This window comes from Microbacterium sp. STN6, from assembly GCF_026410545.1.
In the GTDB taxonomy this organism is placed as follows: Bacteria; Actinomycetota; Actinomycetes; order Actinomycetales; family Microbacteriaceae; genus Root112D2.
In genome coordinates this window covers 121,611-137,476 of the sequence record NZ_JAPMIT010000003.1, presented here as the reverse complement: position 1 = coordinate 137,476, position 15,866 = coordinate 121,611, and the positions used below count along the sequence as shown (strand labels likewise).

General features: G+C 68.1%; 11 protein-coding genes. 3 read left to right on the top strand and 8 right to left on the bottom strand.

The features are described from left to right. Positions 1-71: 71 nt before the first annotated feature. The 4 genes from OSC27_RS09810 to OSC27_RS09795 form a co-directional block, all read right to left on the bottom strand. On the bottom strand, positions 72-1,577 hold the full coding sequence (locus OSC27_RS09810; RefSeq protein WP_267181283.1) for a sulfatase: 1,506 nt from the start codon (positions 1,575-1,577) through the stop codon (positions 72-74). A gap of 79 nt (positions 1,578-1,656) precedes the next feature. Next, the gene (locus tag OSC27_RS09805) at positions 1,657-2,484 is read right to left on the bottom strand and encodes a carbohydrate ABC transporter permease (protein ID WP_267181282.1); all 828 of its coding nucleotides are present in this window, start codon (positions 2,482-2,484) and stop codon (positions 1,657-1,659) included. Beyond that, positions 2,484-3,356 (bottom strand): carbohydrate ABC transporter permease, encoded by an 873-nt coding sequence (locus OSC27_RS09800; RefSeq protein ID WP_267181281.1) that lies wholly within the window; start codon positions 3,354-3,356, stop codon positions 2,484-2,486. The genes OSC27_RS09805 and OSC27_RS09800 overlap by 1 nt, the downstream gene beginning before the upstream one ends. A gap of 101 nt (positions 3,357-3,457) precedes the next feature. Beyond that, positions 3,458-4,741 (bottom strand): ABC transporter substrate-binding protein, encoded by a 1,284-nt coding sequence (locus tag OSC27_RS09795; RefSeq protein WP_267181280.1) that lies wholly within the window; start codon positions 4,739-4,741, stop codon positions 3,458-3,460. 261 nt (positions 4,742-5,002) lie between these two features. Between OSC27_RS09795 and OSC27_RS09790 the strand changes: the two genes are divergently transcribed. Further along, positions 5,003-6,442 carry an HNH endonuclease signature motif containing protein gene (locus OSC27_RS09790; RefSeq protein WP_267181279.1) on the top strand — a complete coding sequence of 480 codons (1,440 nt, stop codon included), beginning with the start codon at positions 5,003-5,005 and terminating at the stop codon, positions 6,440-6,442. Between the two features lie 231 nt (positions 6,443-6,673). On the opposite strand, the gene OSC27_RS09785 is transcribed toward OSC27_RS09790, so the two are convergent. After that, positions 6,674-7,588 (bottom strand): aldo/keto reductase, encoded by a 915-nt coding sequence (locus tag OSC27_RS09785; protein WP_267181278.1) that lies wholly within the window; start codon positions 7,586-7,588, stop codon positions 6,674-6,676. Positions 7,589-7,665: 77 nt separating this feature from the next. Here OSC27_RS09785 and OSC27_RS09780 point away from each other — a divergent pair, with 77 nt between their 5' ends. Next, positions 7,666-8,253 (top strand): TetR/AcrR family transcriptional regulator, encoded by a 588-nt coding sequence (locus tag OSC27_RS09780; RefSeq protein ID WP_267181277.1) that lies wholly within the window; start codon positions 7,666-7,668, stop codon positions 8,251-8,253. A 99-nt stretch (positions 8,254-8,352) separates the two neighbouring features. Next, the gene (locus OSC27_RS09775; RefSeq protein WP_267181276.1) at positions 8,353-9,669 is read left to right on the top strand and encodes a GNAT family N-acetyltransferase; all 1,317 of its coding nucleotides are present in this window, start codon (positions 8,353-8,355) and stop codon (positions 9,667-9,669) included. Between the two features lie 7 nt (positions 9,670-9,676). Here the strand turns inward: OSC27_RS09775 and OSC27_RS09770 are convergent, their stop codons facing one another. The 3 genes from OSC27_RS09770 to OSC27_RS09760 form a co-directional block, all read right to left on the bottom strand. Next, positions 9,677-13,465, bottom strand: a complete 3,789-nt coding sequence (locus tag OSC27_RS09770) for a DEAD/DEAH box helicase (RefSeq protein ID WP_267181275.1) — start codon at positions 13,463-13,465, stop codon at positions 9,677-9,679. A 100-nt stretch (positions 13,466-13,565) separates the two neighbouring features. Continuing rightward, positions 13,566-14,438, bottom strand: a complete 873-nt coding sequence (locus tag OSC27_RS09765) for a nuclease-related domain-containing protein (RefSeq protein ID WP_267181274.1) — start codon at positions 14,436-14,438, stop codon at positions 13,566-13,568. Positions 14,439-14,910: 472 nt separating this feature from the next. Then, a complete protein-coding gene (locus tag OSC27_RS09760; RefSeq protein ID WP_267181273.1) occupies positions 14,911-15,846 on the bottom strand; it encodes an SGNH/GDSL hydrolase family protein in 936 nt (311 codons plus the stop codon). Positions 15,847-15,866: the final 20 nt, after the last annotated feature.

The following is a 15,866-nucleotide window of genomic DNA, read 5'->3' as shown; positions in this document are numbered from 1 at the left end:
GTCACGCTCCCATTCTTACCGTCACTCTCTCACGCGAGCTGCGCGCGGGAGCAGGGACAATCTCGAGAACCTTATGCGCGGGCAATGCGAGGATACTTGCTCACCTCACGGCGGAGCTCTGCGTTGGTCAGGTCCTCTGCCAGTTGCCCGCGCAGCGCACGTTTCGAGGGGTCGTCGTAGAGGTTGTGGGTTTCGCCGGGATCGTCGAGCAGGTCGAACAGGTCTCCGTACGGCTGGTCTCGATATCGGGTCAGCTTGTACCGCTCGTCGACGTAGGTTCTCAGGTGCACCTTGGTCGGCTGATGGCGGTTCTCGACAATGGCGTGGCCGCGTGCCGGAGTGGAAGGGGTCTTCCACGTAGATACCTGGCTGATGCCCTGCATGTCGAGGGGGATGTCGAGCCCGGCGAACTGCAGGAAAGTCGGGGCAAGATCGACCAGGCTCTGCATGGCCGTCGTACTCACTCCGGCGGGAATCCTGCCCGGAAAGCGCGCCAGCATCGGCACTCGCACCAGATCCTCATAGTGGAAGGGGCCCTTCGCGATCAAACCGTGTTGCCCGAGAAAATGGCCGTGATCTGAGGTGAAAACCACGAGTGTGTTCTCCGCCACTCCCAAGCTGTCAAGCCGGTCCAGGATCCGGCCGATCTCGTGGTCGATGAAGGAGATCATGCCGTAGTAGACGGCAATGTTCTTGCGGAGGGCTTGCTCGTCGATGAGATGGCTTTCGAACCCGTGGTTCTGGAATGGGGTCTCCTGCCACGCGCTGAAGTCGGGCGCGCCTTCCTGGGTCTTCCTGAACCACTCGGGCATGAGGTCCAACTCGCCCGGTTCCATATGCGGCAATTCAATGTCCGCCGGGTCGTACATGCTGGCCCAGGGCTCAGGAACGAGATATGGCGGATGCGGGTCCTGGAAGCTCGCCCACGTGAAGAACGGCGTGTCGGCATCCACTGCCGCTTCGATGGCGGCAACGCTGCGCTCTCCGACGAAGGTCGTGTAGTGGAATTGTTCCGGCAGGTCCCATGAGTGCAGACGGCTCGCTGTCTCACTTTCGTCCTGGAAGTAGTCGCGCCAATTGCTCAGACCCTTCTCCTCCATCCAGATGGCGTAGTGTTGCCCGGCCCAAAATTCGTCACCGTGATTGCGTGCGAGCTCGATATGCTCGAAGCCGTAGTACGGTCCGGAAAACCCGCGCCAAAAGTCAAGGTCGCGCAGCGTGGGCGGCGCCTCGAGAGATGTCTGGTCCGGCAAGGAACTCAATGGCTGAAAGTGGGCCTTACCGATCAGCGACGTTGCATACCCCGCCTCAGTGAGCAGCTGTCCCACAGTCTGGCGGTCTTCGTCGAGCTTGGTACCGATCGTCCAGCACCCGTGCATCGACGGGTATTGCCCGGTGATGATGGACGCACGGGAGGGGGAGCACAGCGGATTGGCGCAATATGCGCGGTCGAACAGCATTCCCTCATCTGCGAGCCGGTCGAGCGCCGGGGTTTTCACGAGCTCGGTCTTCCTGCCGATCGCAGCGTAATGCTGCTGATCGGTTGTGATGAGCAAAATGTTGGGAGTTCGACTCATAGTGCATTGCCTTTCCACGGAACCGACGTCACTGCGGCGGAGTAGCTTTTGACCCATCGGCGCGGTTTTCGCTATCCGATCACTTGATGGCACCCGCAGCCGCTCCTTCCATGAAGTACCGCTGCAGGAACAGGTAGACCAGAAGGATGGGTACGAAGGCGAGAAGTGACGCTGCGGATGCGGCCCCGAGATTGCTGGTCGACTGCGAGAAGAACGTGCTCACGGTGGGGGCGATCGTTCTGACGCTTTGATCGTTGAGGATGTAGACCGACAGTGCGAATTCGTTCCAGATGGGCACGCCGGCGAGGATCGCCACGGAGGCGGTGACGGGCTTGAGCAGGGGGAAGACGATGTTGTAGAGGCGTCGGAACAGTCCGGCACCATCCAGAGCGGCCGCCTCTTCCAAGGAATACGGCACACTGCCCAGGAACGCGCTGTACATGAAGATCGCCAGCGGAAGGTGTTCGGCGACGAGGGTGAGCGTGATCCCCCAATAGGTATTGATGCCGCCGATGTCGACGAGCATGGAGTACAGCGGAACCAGGATGCTCAAGGGCGGCACCATCATCATGACGAGAATCAGCGCCAGAACGATACGGTTCGTCCTGGTACGCAACCGCGTCAGAGGGTAGGCCGCGAGCGCGCCCAACACGAGCACCAGCAGCGTGCCGCCTCCGGTCACGATCAGGCTGTTGAGGATGGCGCGGAAGATGCCGCCGTCGTTGATGGCCTCCGCGAAGTTCCCGAGGTAAAGCGTGTGCGGCGGAACAAGCCGCGACGACAGGTCTGTTCGGCTCTTGAACGCGGTGGTCAGGGAGATGTAGAAGGGCAGCAGCTGCGCGATCACAGCGACCGCGATCAGCACACCCAGAACGATTTTGCTGGCACGCTTGGTGAACATCGGCATCAATCGGCCTCCGGATTCAAACGGCTGAAGCTCGAGTTAACGATCAGCGCGAACACGACGATGATGGCGAAGAGAACCACGCCCATGGAGGCCGCGTATCCGGCGTTCTGGCTGTCGAAGTACGTGATGCTGATCAGGGTCGATACCGAGTTCGTCGAGTACCCCGGGCCGCCCGCGGTCAGAACGGTGATGACGTCGAAGAGCTTCAGCCCGTTGATGAGGTTGAGAACGACGCTTGCGGTGAACGCCGGCCAAAGGAGTGGAGCGGTGATGTGCAGGAATTGCTTCCATCCGGCGGCGCCGTCGAGAGTGGACGCCTCGTAGTACATCGCCGGGATCGAGTGCAGGCCCGCAAGGTAGATCACCATGGAGATGCCCATGAACTGCAGGCTGTTGACCAGAACGATGATGATGATGGCGACCGTCGCGTTGTTCAGCCACGCGACCTTGTCGGCGCCGAAGAGGCCGACAAGGTCATTGAGGGCGCCGTCGTTGTACTGGAAGAGCAGGTAGTACATCGTGCCCATGATCACCGGCGAGACCAGGGCCGGCAGGTAGATGATGGCGCGGAGGATCCCGCTGCGACGTGTCGGCTTGCGCAGAATCAGCGCCAGCCCGAGGCCGAAGACCTGCTGCAGCACCGTGCTGCCAACGCCGTAGATGAACGTGTTGAGCACGACATGGCCGAAGGTGCTGTCCGTGAAGAGGCGGAGGTAGTTGTCAACGCCGATGAAATGCTTTTGCGGGCTGAAGCCATCCCAACTGGTGAAGGAGATTCCGAATCCCCGGATGAGCGGGTAGGCGATGAAGATCGCGAAGATGATCAGCGCCGGCACGTAAAGCAGGTTTGCGCGCAGCGGGACTGATCGCATGGGCCTGCGTCGACGGCGACCGCCTGGTGGGCGTGACCCTGCGCGGCGAGTCCCGAGGTTCGAGGACTCGCCACGCAGGGTGAGGGAAGGTTGAGGCATAACTAGGAGTTGGCCTTCGCCTGCGCCGAGAGGCTCTCATAGGTCTGCTGCATCATCTGCGTCGCCGCATCGACACTCGACTGCCCGGTGATGACCGAATCGATCGCGTTGCCCAGAGGCACCCACGCACCGTCCGGCAGGTACACCCGATCGAAATAGGGCACGGACGGCGTGCTCTTCTCGGTGACGTACGTGGCGAAGCTCGAGCTCAGGATGCCCTTGGTTTCCTTGGCGTTGGTCAGCCCGGGCGCCGAAGCGGTGGCAGCGGACATTGCCGTCTCGTTTGCCGGCTGAGCGAGGAACGTCAAGAACTCCTTGGCCTGCGCGAGGTGCTTTCCTGTCTTCGACGCGCCGAACGCGGTTCGTTCACCGGCGACGAGGAAGGTGTCGTTGTCGTCGATCGACGGAATCGGGATGAAGCCGAATTGCGCCTTCGGGTTCGTGGAGTGCGCGGTGTTGACGATCGAGGTCGGTCCCATTTCGAATGCCGCCTGGCCGCGGGCCAAGGCGTCTCCCATGGTCGTCTGGTTGGCGGAGGAGTAGTCGGGGTTGAGGTATCCCGCCTGCTTCCAGTTCGCGATGAGCTTCAACGTCTTGGCGAAGTCCTTGGCAACAAACGTGCCGGACTTCATCTTCTTGAGCGCGGAATCTGAAAAGCCGCCGGGCAGAAGGCGGTCAGCGACTGCGGCCGCCATGCTCTTGCCGCCGACATAAAGCGGAGAGATCCCTTCGGCTTTGAGCTTCGCGCACGCCGCATCGAAAGCGCTCCAGCTGGTGATGGAGGCAGGGTCGATGCCGGCCTCCTTCAGCACGTCGGCGTTGTACATGATCCCCGAAACGTCGATGTCGGTGGGCAACGCGAAGAGATTCCCCTTCTCATCGACCATGGCGGGCTTGAGCGCAGGGTTAAGGTTCTTGGCCCAGCTCTCGTCCTGAAGGGGTGCCAGGAACTGGCCGTAGCGCAGGACGGACCATCCGTGGGTCATCCAGATGTCGGGTGGGTTGTGAGCCGCGAGGCGGACCTTGATGGCTGCCTCGTAGTTCGTCTCACCGGTCCCCGGGACGAGCTTCAGGGTGATGTTCTTGTGAGTGCTCTCAAATTCTTTTGCGATGCTGGTGAGCGCCTTGAGTTCTGGCGTGCCAGAGCCCATGTCGGTCTCAACTTCAATTGTGGCGTGGCCGGAGCCACCGGATGCGCCGCCGGAGCCGCCGCTCGAACAGCCTCCGAGAGCGAGGGTGCTGGACGCGACGATGGCCGCCGCGCTTATGAGCCAAACCTTCTTCATTGTTGCTCCTCATTGATGCAATCATTTTCGCCCCTGAGTTACACGAGTAACTACGATTAGGCATGCTATAGGTGACGGTCGATGAATGCAACAGCGTCAGGGCCGGTCGCCGAGAGGTGGGGAACGCTTTGGCCCTCATCTTCCTGCTGACCCGGGCTTCTCCTACACAGGGTGCGTCGGTCAGTGGCTCTCCACAGGAAAGAGGCATTGACCGGGGCTTTGTCCTCGTCCAATGTCGGTGGCCGCTGGGACACTTGAACCATGAACACGACGAGCGGCTTCAGCGACGCGACGCAGCTGCTGCGCTGCGGTGACGGCCGCTCAGCCGATGCCCGCGCGTTGACCGACGACGAGCTGATCGCCGAAACGGTGGCGGTCGAAGAGCTCGGCCGGCTCGTCGATGCGCGCCGGCTGGTACTGGCGGCGGAGATCGCCCATCGTTCCCGCCGCGAGCTTGCCGGTGAGGGTCTGGCCGCCCGCCGCGGCTGCCGCAATCCGAACGAGTTGCTGCAACGTCTCACCCTCGCCGGCCCCTCCACGGTCGAGATGCGGATGCGGTTGGGCGCGTGCCTGCGCCGCCGCCCCACGTTGACCGGGGCCGATGCGCCCGCGCTCTTCCCCGCCGTCGCCTCCGCGGTCGCCGATGGAACATTGGGGGCGGATGCGGCCGCCGCGATCGTGGCCGCTCTGCGGCCCGTGCTGAACACGGCGCATCCCGCCCATATCGCCTCCGCCGAAAGCGAGCTTGTCGCCGCCGCCACCGGCGCTGCGCCCGAAAGCCCGGCGCCGGCGACGGCCGAGGACATCCGGTTGCAGGCGCAGGTGTGGGCGGCGGCACTGGACCCCGATGGCGTCCTGCGCGAGGAAGAGAAGGCCCTCACCCGCCGCGGCGTTCGCCTCGGCCGGCCGCGCGACGGCGTCGTCCCGCTGAGCGGTGCCCTGATGCCCGAGATCGCCGCGAAGATGGCCCGCCTCTTCGATGCCTACCTCACGCCCAGAACCGGTCCCGCCTTCCTGGCCGACGACGAAGGCACTGCGCGCTCAGCGCGGGAGGGCGACTTGGACGCCCGGCAGCGCGATCCGCGCAGCCTCGATCAGCAACGCGATCCGCGCAGTCTCGACCAGCAACGCCACGACGTGCTCGCCGCCATGATCGATGCCGCCGCCCGCGCGACCGACGCACCCACCATCGGTGGCGCAGCACCCACCGTCCTCGTCAGCGTGCGCGCCGGCGACCTCGCCACCGGCCGCGGCATCGGCCACATCGACGGCTCCGAGACCCCCGTCTCGATGACCACGGTGAAACAATTCGCCTGCACGGGCGGCATCCAACCCATTCACTTCGACGACACCGGTCGCATCACCGGCCTCGGCAGCCCGCAACGATGCTTCACCCCCAAGCAGCGCCGCGGCATCGAACTACGTGACGGCGGGTGCGTTATCCCCGGCTGCCACGTACCCGCCGCCTGGACCGAAATCCACCATGTCACCCCCGACCGCGCGGGAGGCCCGACGCACACGGACAACGGCGTCTGCCTGTGCTGGTATCACCATCGCACCATTGACACCTCCGGCTGGCACGTTCGTATGCACCACGGCACACCCCACATCAAGGCCCCGCCGTGGCTCAACCCCAGCGGCCAATGGAAGCCGGCCACCAAATCCGTCACCCGCCTGCTCAGCGCGGTCAGCAGGCAATGACGGGCGTGCCCACGACTGCGTATCGCGCTCCCAGGTGCGTGTGTGGCGGGGGAGTTGCCCGGCGAGCGGGGTGCCCAGGTGCGTGTGTGGCGGGGCAGTTGCCCGGCGAGCGGGGTGCCCAGGTGCGTGTGTGGCGGGGCCGTCACCTGGCGAGGCGGCGCGCCCAGCTGCGTGTGTGGCGGGGTCGTCACCCGGCGAGGCGGCGCGCCCGGCTGCTGTCGTGGCGCGTCGTCACTCCTCGAAGCGGCGTGACCAGAGAGCGTCGAGCTCCGCCGTCGTCTCCGCATCGAGAACGATCTCACCCACGGCCACATTCTCGGCCAGGTGCTCGCCGTTGCTGGTGCCCGGTATGAGCAGCGTGTTCGGTGCGTGGCCAAGCAGCCAGGCGAGCCCGATCTGTGATGGGGTCGCGCCGAGCCGCGCGGCCGCGGCTTTAACCTCGGGCTGCTCGGCCACCTTCGGCAGGTGCGGGAACGCCGAGCCGAGAGGGAAGAACGGCACCCAGGCAATGCCCTCCGCAGTGCAGATCTCGAGCAGATCCTCGTTGTGCCGCGAGACCAGGCTGAAATCGTTCTGTACGCACACGATGCCCGCAGGAATCGCCCGGCGCAGCCCCGCGGCATCGACGCCACTAACGCCGATCGCGCCGATGAGGCCCTCGTCACGCATGGCCACCATGACGGCGAGTTGGTCATCGAGGTCGACGAGCTGATCTCCTTCCGCCCTCATGCCTCGCCCGGGCCGTGCGTCATCGAGCCTGCGCAGGTTGACGACGTCAAGCCGGTCACGGCCGAGCGTGCGCACATTGTCTTCGACGGATGCACGCAGCTCATGCGGGTGCTGCGCCGGGCGCAGCGGCAGCGGGCCGCCGGCGCTCCGTACCGCGCCCACCTTTGTCGCGATGACGACGTTCTCGCCTGGCAGAACCGCGCTGCGGATGATCTCGTTCGCCACGCTGTCGCCGTAGAAGTCTGCCGTATCGATGTGATCGACACCGAGGGCAATGGCCTGCCGCAACAATCGCTGCCCGGCAGCGCGGTCGTGTTCGAGGCGTTCGAGCGCCATCGCCCCGAAGCCAATGCGGGAAACGTGGTGATTGCCAAGGCGGTACGTGCCTCCGGGGTGTGCGGTAGTGCTGCCGGTCATCCGTGCTCTCTCCTATACTCGACAGTGGGCGGAGGTGCCTCCGCTTCGCAGTCCCACTATACGGAGGAACCTCCGCTTTGGCATCCCCCAGCCCGCAGACCCGCCGATCTCGTGCTCCCCGAGCAGACGCCGAGCGCAATCGAACGGCCCTTGTCGATGCCGCCCGCCACGCATTCACCACGACGGGAGCGGGGGTCTCGCTCGAAGCCATCGCCCGAGCCGCCGGCGTCGGCATCGGGACCCTCTACCGAAACTTCCCGACGCGCGAAGACCTCATCGCGGCGGTCTACGCGACCGAACTCGACGCGGTGGTCGACGCTGCAACCGAGCTGCGAGCGAGAATGCCAGCGGATGCCGCTTTCCGCGCCTGGATCGATCGGTACGCCGCGTTCGTCTCCGCGAAGCGCGGCATGGCGGAGACGATGCGCGCAGGCGCCCTCACCGCCACCGCGATAACGGCGCGCACACGTGAGCGCGTGAACGAGGCGATCGAGGGGTTTCTGCGCGAGGGCCGTGAGTCGGGTCTGCTGCGCAGCGACGCGCTGGCCGACGACGTCACGACCACACTCGTCGGGGTGTTCCTCGCGACAAGCGACACCCAGGACGACGCCCAGGTGACCCGCCTGCTCGGCCTGCTCGTCGACGGGCTGCGCCCCCGCAGCTGATTCTCGCGGAACCGCCGCCGGGGTGGGCGGCGACTGCGGGCGAGCGGTGAGGCGCGCCGACGGGGTGGGGAGAACCGCCAGCGCGACTAGCCTGAAGCGATGGCCTTCAACGATGCACCCATCGATTCAGAATCCGCCGAGCGCCTCCGCGGCCACGATCTGCGGCTCGCGCTCGTCGATACCTCCGACCGCGAGGCCTTCGCGGCCTGGCTCCAGGCGGATGCGCGCGGCTTCCACGGTCCCCGCGTCACCCAGAGCGAGCTCGACGAGCAGCTGCACCACAATGCGTACCGCCGCACCACGGGCGTGTGGGACGACACCGCACCCGAGCCGCGAACGCCTGTTGCGACTGTGAGCAGCTGGACCACACCGCTCAGCCTGCCAGGCGGCGAGAGCCTCGACGCCTGGGCGATCAGCTCGGTCACGGTGTCGCCGACGCACCGGCGCCGCGGCATCGCCCGGGCCCTGCTCGAGTCGGAGCTGCGCACGGCGCACGCCTGCGGCATCCCTCTGGCAATTCTCACGGTGTCGGAGGCGACGATCTACTCGCGCTACGGGTTCGGTCCGGCGGCGATGGCGGCGGCGCTGCGCCTCGACACGCGTAAGACCGGCTGGGCCGGACCCGCGGCATCCGGTCGAGCGCATTTCGTGACGCCCCAGCACGTGCACGACGAGCTGCGCGGACTCATGGAAAGGGCGCGACGGGCGGTGCCGGGCGAAATCGAGCTCGATGACTACCTGTGGGCGCGGCTCTGCGGTCTCGTCGGCGACCCGAAGGATGAGGCGAAGCACCTGCGGGCCGTGCGCTACGACGACGCGGGCGGCGAGCCGCAGGGGTTCGCGCTGTACCGGGTCGACGGCAGCGACGACGACTTCACGCGGCACACGGCGAGCGTGCAGTACGTGTGTGCCGCCACCGACGATGCCTACGCTGGGCTCTGGCGCTACCTGATCGAGCTCGACCTGGTCGGCACTGTCACGGCCGAGCTGCAGTCGGTCGACGAGCCGGTGCGCTGGCAGGTCGCCGATATGCGCGCGGTGCACGCCCGGCCGACCGACCACCTGTGGGCACGCATCATCGACGTGACGGCGGCGCTCGAGGCACGACGCTACGCGGCGCCGGGAACGCTCGCGTTCGACATCACCGACCTGCTCGGGTTCGCGGATGGCCGCATTCTCGTCGACATCGACCCCGACGGGCTCGCGCACGTGTCGCCCCTCGCCGGCGACGCCCCGGTCGGGGTGCCCTCCGTCGCGCTGAACGTCGCCGACCTGAGCTCGCTCTACCTGGGCGGGGTCTCGGCGTCGACGCTCGCGCGCGCCGGGCGCGTCACCGAGATGGTGCCGGGGTCTGCGGCAGCCATCGACGCGTCGTTCCGCTCGAGCGTGCCGCCGCGCCTGAGCATCTGGTTCTAGCGCGCCACTACTCCAGCAGGCCGCGGATGTCGTCGGCGGTCAGCGCTGCGCTGAACGCCGCATCCGCGTCGAGAACCGCGTTGAACAGCCGCGCCTTCGCCTCCTTGAGCGCCATGACCTTCTCCTCGATGGTGCCCGTGGCGACCAGCCGGTAGACCATGACGCTGCTCGTCTGGCCGATGCGATGCGTGCGGTCGACGGCCTGCTGCTCGGTCGCCGGGTTCCACCAGGGGTCGAGCAGGAACACGTAGTCGGCCTCGGTGAGGTTAAGGCCGAAGCCGCCGGCCTTCAGGCTGATGAGGAAGAGCGGGGCAGACCCCTCTTTGAACTTCTTGATGACGGATGCTCTGCGCGTGGTCGACCCGTCGAGGTACGCGAACTCGACACCCCGCTCCTCAAGCCTCGCCGCGACCTTGCCGAGGAAGCTCGTGAACTGGCTGAAGATGAGCGCCCGGTGGCCCTCGGCGAGCACGTCTTCGAGCTGGTCGAAGAGCGCGTCGAGCTTGCTTGAGGCGATGCCGGCGTAGGCCTCGGCGTCGACGAGGGTGGCGTCGAGGCTCAGCATGCGCAGCAGCGTCAGCGAGCGGAACACGATGAACCGGTTGCGGTCGAGGTCGTCGATGAGCCCGAGCAGCTTCTGCCGCTCGCGTTGCAGCACGGTGTCGTAGAGCTTGCGATGCTTGGGCGACAGCTCGATCTGCAGCACCTGCTCCTGCTTCTCGGGCAGCTCTGGCGCGACGAGCTGCTTGGTGCGGCGCAGCATGAGCGGGCGGATGCGGCGGCGCAGCCTCGCCAGCAGCTCGGCCCCGTGCGCGGCCGGTGTAGCCTTCGCGGGGCTGGCCGCGTCGGCAATGGGCTTCACGTACTCCTCAGTGAAGCGGCGCGACGAGGGGAAGAGTCCGGGCGCGACGATGTCGAACATCGACCACAACTCGAGCAGGTTGTTCTCCATGGGCGTGCCGGTGATGGCGAGCTTGAACGGCGCGTCCAGCTCCTTCGCGCAGCGGTGCGCGCGCGACGCGTGGTTCTTGACGAACTGGGCCTCGTCGAGAATGAGGCCGGCCCACTGCTGCGCCGCGTAGTGCTCGAAGTCGAGGCGGAACAGCGTGTACGAGGTGACGACGATGTCGGCGCCAGCGATGGCCTCATCGAGAGGGATGCGCGCCTTCGCCAGCGTGGAGGTGAGAGCGGCGACAGCGAGCCCTGGCGTGAAACGTGCCGCCTCCGAGACCCAGTTCGACACGACGGAGGAGGGCGCGACGACGAGGAATGGGGCGTCGGCGGGGCGGGTCTCGAGACGGCCCTGCGGGCCTCCTCGACCGGCGTAGGTGGGTTGAGGAGCCGGCGAAGCCGGCGTCTCGAAACCGGGCGCGGAGGTCTCGAGACGGCCCTGCGGGCCTCCTCGACCGGCGTAGGTGGGTTGAGGAGCCGGCGAAGCCGGCGTCTCGAAACCCTGCCGCGCTGCCGCGATCAGCGCCAGCGTCTGCACCGTCTTGCCCAGGCCCATGTCGTCGGCGAGCACGCCGCCGAGCGCATGCCGCCAGAGGAATGTGAGCCAGGCGTACCCGTCGAGCTGGTACGGGCGGAGGGTGGCGTCGAGACCAGCCGGAAGCGCAGGGGGTGTCTGCACAGCATCCGCTCGTGTGAGTTCGAGAAGGCCGCCGACGCTCTCGCGCCAGCGCACCGCCTGCTCGGATTGCTCGGCGAGGTCTTCGAACTCCTCCCAGAAGTCGGCCTGGTAGCGGCTGATGCGCAGCGCGCCCGTCTCCCACTCGCCGAGCGCCTGCGCTTCGAGGATGAGCTCGCGCAGCTTGTCGAAGATGGGCTGGCGCAGCGACAGGTAGGTGCGGTCGATGAGCATGAGCTTCGGCACGCCGCGGGAGAGCGCCGCGAAGAGGTCGGTGAACGGCACCTCGCGGCCCTCGACATGCACGATGACGCCGAGGTCGAACCAGTCGTTCTGGTCGGTCTCGACCGTGGAGACGCGCAGCGTCGGCGTCTCGTGCAGCTCGCGGTAGTCGGGACGCTCGCCGACGATCTCGACGCGCACGCCGTCGGCGTTCTCGAGGCGGGGCAGCACGTGTTCGGTGAATTCGGCGGCGGCGATGTCGTTGAGCGTCGCGGGCAGGGCGATCGGCGCCTGGCCTTCGAGGGCCCGGGTGGCGGAGGCGAGTGCGGCCAGCTCGGCATCGTCGTCGCGGGCGACTCGCTCGCCGCGCTGCGGCGTGAGCGAGACGCGGATGCTGGAGCGGCCCCGCGGATACTCCCACTGCCACTCGAGCCTGAGTACATGCTTCGGCTGGAATGTAGCGGTCAGCACGAGGGTGGGCGGAGCGATCTCGGGGAACTCGACGGAGGAATCCGCGCTCGTGACGGCGACGGCGCGGCGGAGCGAGGGGTAGATCTCCGCCAGAAACTCGTCGACGTCGTCGGGTGGAATCTCGATCACGTCGCCGCGCAACAGGCGGCGGTGCTCGTCGGTGAGCGGGGTCGTCACGGGCGCGAGCGTGAGCAGCGGCTCGGGTTGCCAGACGACCATGTAGAGGCCGTGGTCGCCGATGGGTGAGACCGCGGTGTGCTCGACGTCGGCGCCGTCGAGCTGCACCGAGGTGCGCAGGCGCAGAGCGGCGGATGCCGACGGCAGGTCGGGTGCGGCAGCGGCTTCGGCGCCGGGGTCAGCCTCGGCAGCGGGCCCGGCAGCGGCCCCCGCAGCAGTGCTGGGGCCCGCCGTGGCAGCGGGCCCGTACGAGGCGTCGAGCCCGACGGAGGCGGCGGAGGCGACGGCGATGCGGCCATCCTTGCGATTGCTGACGAGTTCGATGCCGAGAGACGGCGCGTCCGCGAGAAGGCGCCACAGCAGGGGGCTGGGGAAGTCGTCGAGAATGATGCGGTCGGGGTCCTGGCCGAAGTAGAGGCCCGGCTGTGTTCTGGCGAGGGCGGCGATGTTGCTGAACCAGCGCAGTTGCGCGGGGTCGAGGTTCATGCGGTTGAGCTGGTGCGGCAGGGTCGACCAGTTCAGCCCGCTCGTCGTCCAGCGGCCGCTCGTGCCGCGCTTGACCGGCCGCATGGTGATGCGCAGGGGGCCGACCGAGTCGACGGTCGCCGGCACGGTCGTCGCACCCGCGCGCTGCCACCGACCGCGGGCGACGCGCGCCTTCTCGCGCACCTCGAACTGCAGGGCGAGCGCCGCGGGAGCGTCGTCGCCGGGCCTGCCCTCGCCGATGACCCTGCCAGCGGATGCGCCCCGCGCCGCCTCCGCCAACGGCCCGAGAGCGGCTCGCCACGTCGCCGCGGGGCCGGCCGCGCTGCGCGCGAGCCCGCCCGCGGCATCCGCCCCTGCCTCGCCGCCAGCGGCATCGTGGCTCGCGGCAGCGCGGCCCGCGGCATCGCCCGCCGAACCGATGCCACGCACCGCATTGGCGCGACCCGCGGCATCCGTACCCCCTGCCGGGCCCCAGCCGGCGCTCGCGCCACCGGTCTCTTCGACCACGTGCTTCGCGTTGCTCGTGAGCAGCACGGCGGCCGCGTGCTTGCAGTCGCGGTGCACCGGGCACGAGCAGACGGCCTCGTCGGGCAGGTGGAATCCCGGGCGCCCCGGCCTCAGGGTGATGCGGCACTGGTACGTGTTGACATCGCCGCCCTGCACCTCGCCGCGCAGCACTCCGGCACCCGAATCCCAGTCGAGGGCGAGCACCGCGCCGTTGCGCGCATACGGGCGAGCCCGCTCGAACGCGCCGGTGCCGACGAGGCGGCGAATGTCGCCGGCGTCCACAAGGGGGAAGGCGTGCGGCGGCATGCGTCAATGCTCCCACGAGCGGCTGACGGCGGGCTCAGCGCAGCGCCGGCCGCGCGAGCAGGCCAAGCGCGCGCCGCACCACTGGCGGCAGCGGCCTCCCCTACCAGCCCAACGCGCTGCCGAGGGCGGGCTCCACGATCGCCCAGCATGCCAGCACCGAGAGCGCGATGACGCCCGCGCCCCAGATGCCTCGGGTGCGCCGGGCCGTGGCCACCTCGCGACGCAACGCGGCGAAGGTGGCCAGGTCGGGGTTGGCGGCCGCATCCGCCCCCCTGACATGCCAGGTCGACGGATGCTCCGCAACATGCCGCACGCCCGCCGCGTCGAAGCCGGGCACCGGCCGCTGGCGCCGCAGCCACCCCACGAGCGCCCGATCGCTCAGCACCGTCACGTGCTTGGGGCGCTGCTTGAACGTGATCTCGCGGGAGCCGACCAGCACGACGAGCGGCTGCACGGGCACCGCGGTTCCGACGGCGTCGCTGAGCAGCTTGGCCGCGTGCGACCCCTCGTGCCGCGAGTTGCGAATGTGGTCGGTCGGCTGCCCGTTGACGAGCATGGTGCGGTGCCCGACCCAGACCCGAGCGCCGTCGTGGAACTTGGCGTTCATGGTGAACACTCCCGCCGGGCCGATGGCGATGTGGTCGATGTCGCGGCTGCCGCGCCCCACCGGAACGGAGTGCAGCACGCTCCAGTCGGGGCCGAGGCGTGAGAGTCGCTGAGCGACGTGCAGCTCGCCGATCGCGCCCGCATACCAGCTGCGGGCCTCTGGGTGCAGGGGAGTGCGACCGAAGAAGCGGGCCGTGCGGGTGCGCGGCACGGCAGCCGACTGCCGACTCAGGCATTCAGCAATGACAGCGGATGCCGGTGGCCTCTCCCGCAGCGTCGCCGCCCCGCGACGGCGCACGGCCTGGCGCGCGGGCCGGCGCCGTGCGGCAGTGGCGGCCGTCGCTTCCGCCGCGTGGGCCGCTTGCACGGCTTCCGATGCTTCGGTCGCTTCCGCCGCTTCCGTCGCTTCGGAGGCTTCCGCCGCTTCGGTCGCGGGCGACGTCGTCACGATGGGCTGCGGGTCCGTCGGGGGTTGGGTGAGCTGATCGACGTTCATTCTTGGGTCTTGCCCTTCACGCGGAATCCGCATGGAAAACTTCGGGTGTGTTCGGGTTGGTGCATGCCGGGCCGACCGTCTGCATGCCGATTGCGACCATACCGCGCCGGTGCCGCCGCGCACTCGACCCACTTCGGGGGCAGGACGTGCTGGGCGCCAGCACGCGGCGGCGGCCCCAGCGGCCCCAGCGCCCGCGGCGCCCGCGGCGTCACGCCAGCCCCGCGTGGGTCGGGCCGAATCGCGGGTGTTCTCGTATGCGACCCGCGATATGCCCCGACTCAGTGGGGAGGTGACGATCGCGGAGGTGGCACGGCTCAGAGGTGGGACGGCGTGGCGGCCCCGCCTACTCGGCGGCGGCCGCAGCCGCCTCGCTCTTCTGCAGCGACGCCAGCACGGCGTTGGCGTATGCGAGGTACCCCTTCGAGTTCGGGTGCAGCGCCCCGCGCCCGTTCGCGTTGATCCACGGATCGCGCGTGCCGATGCCGTGCCCGCCGAAATCGACAGGCGCGAAGGCGATGTCTGCACCGGCCTTACGCTGGCGCCCCACCGCGTCGCGGATCATGTTGTTCAGCGAATCGGTCGCCGCGTTGATGACGGCCGTCGTCGAGAACGCAGGGTCGTCGGCGGCGGGCAGCACGAACAGATCCGGATACCCCGTCACGACAACGTGCGCGTTCGGCGCGGCGGCGACGATCGCGCTGTAGGTCTCGTCGAGCCGGTCGGGCATCTCCTTCAGAAGTTTCAGCGAGCGCGTGAACTGCCGCTCGCAGCGGTGGTTCACGCCATCCATGCAATCGTCGCCCAGTTGGATGGCGCTCAGGTCGTTGCCGCCGATCGTCACCGTGACGAGGTCGGTGTCGATGGTGAGCGCGCCCAGCTGGCTCGCGAGCAGATCGCGCGTGGTGGCACCGCCGCAGGCGCCGTTGTCGGTGAGGGGAAACCCGTCTGCCTCGAGCAGCTCGGGGTAGCCGTTGCCGCTCAGCATGCACTTGCCGTGGGTCGGCCCGGCGCCAACCCCCGACGCGTAGGAGTCGCCGATGGAGACGTAGTCGCTGAAGGGTGCCGCGAGCTCGGCGGGTGTGGGAGTGGGTGCGGCGGTCGGCGTCTGCTTCGGCGCGGCGGTCTTATCGGGTGTCGGCACGGATGTCGCCCGCCCCGCGCCCGGGGCTCGGCCCGCCGGCGCTTGGCCGCCGCCGAACGCCATCACCCCCACCGCGACCGCGCCCGCCACGACGAGCGCGACCACGATCACGACGATCAGCACGGAGCGGGGGCGCATGCGCCGAACGTACCGCGCGC

What these genes read in the sequence shown, in the direction of transcription:
- OSC27_RS09800 (WP_267181281.1), bottom strand. Translation starts at nt 3,356, where the DNA reads ATGCGATCAGTCCCGCTGCGCGCAAACCTGCTTTACGTGCCGGCGCTG.
- OSC27_RS09810 (WP_267181283.1), bottom strand. Translation starts at nt 1,577, where the DNA reads ATGAGTCGAACTCCCAACATTTTGCTCATCACAACCGATCAGCAGCAT.
- OSC27_RS09785 (WP_267181278.1), bottom strand. Translation starts at nt 7,588, where the DNA reads ATGACCGGCAGCACTACCGCACACCCCGGAGGCACGTACCGCCTTGGC.
- OSC27_RS09790 (WP_267181279.1), top strand. Translation starts at nt 5,003, where the DNA reads ATGAACACGACGAGCGGCTTCAGCGACGCGACGCAGCTGCTGCGCTGC.
- OSC27_RS09770 (WP_267181275.1), bottom strand. Translation starts at nt 13,465, where the DNA reads ATGCCGCCGCACGCCTTCCCCCTTGTGGACGCCGGCGACATTCGCCGC.
- OSC27_RS09795 (WP_267181280.1), bottom strand. Translation starts at nt 4,741, where the DNA reads ATGAAGAAGGTTTGGCTCATAAGCGCGGCGGCCATCGTCGCGTCCAGC.
- OSC27_RS09805 (WP_267181282.1), bottom strand. Translation starts at nt 2,484, where the DNA reads ATGCCGATGTTCACCAAGCGTGCCAGCAAAATCGTTCTGGGTGTGCTG.
- OSC27_RS09775 (WP_267181276.1), top strand. Translation starts at nt 8,353, where the DNA reads ATGGCCTTCAACGATGCACCCATCGATTCAGAATCCGCCGAGCGCCTC.
- OSC27_RS09760 (WP_267181273.1), bottom strand. Translation starts at nt 15,846, where the DNA reads ATGCGCCCCCGCTCCGTGCTGATCGTCGTGATCGTGGTCGCGCTCGTC.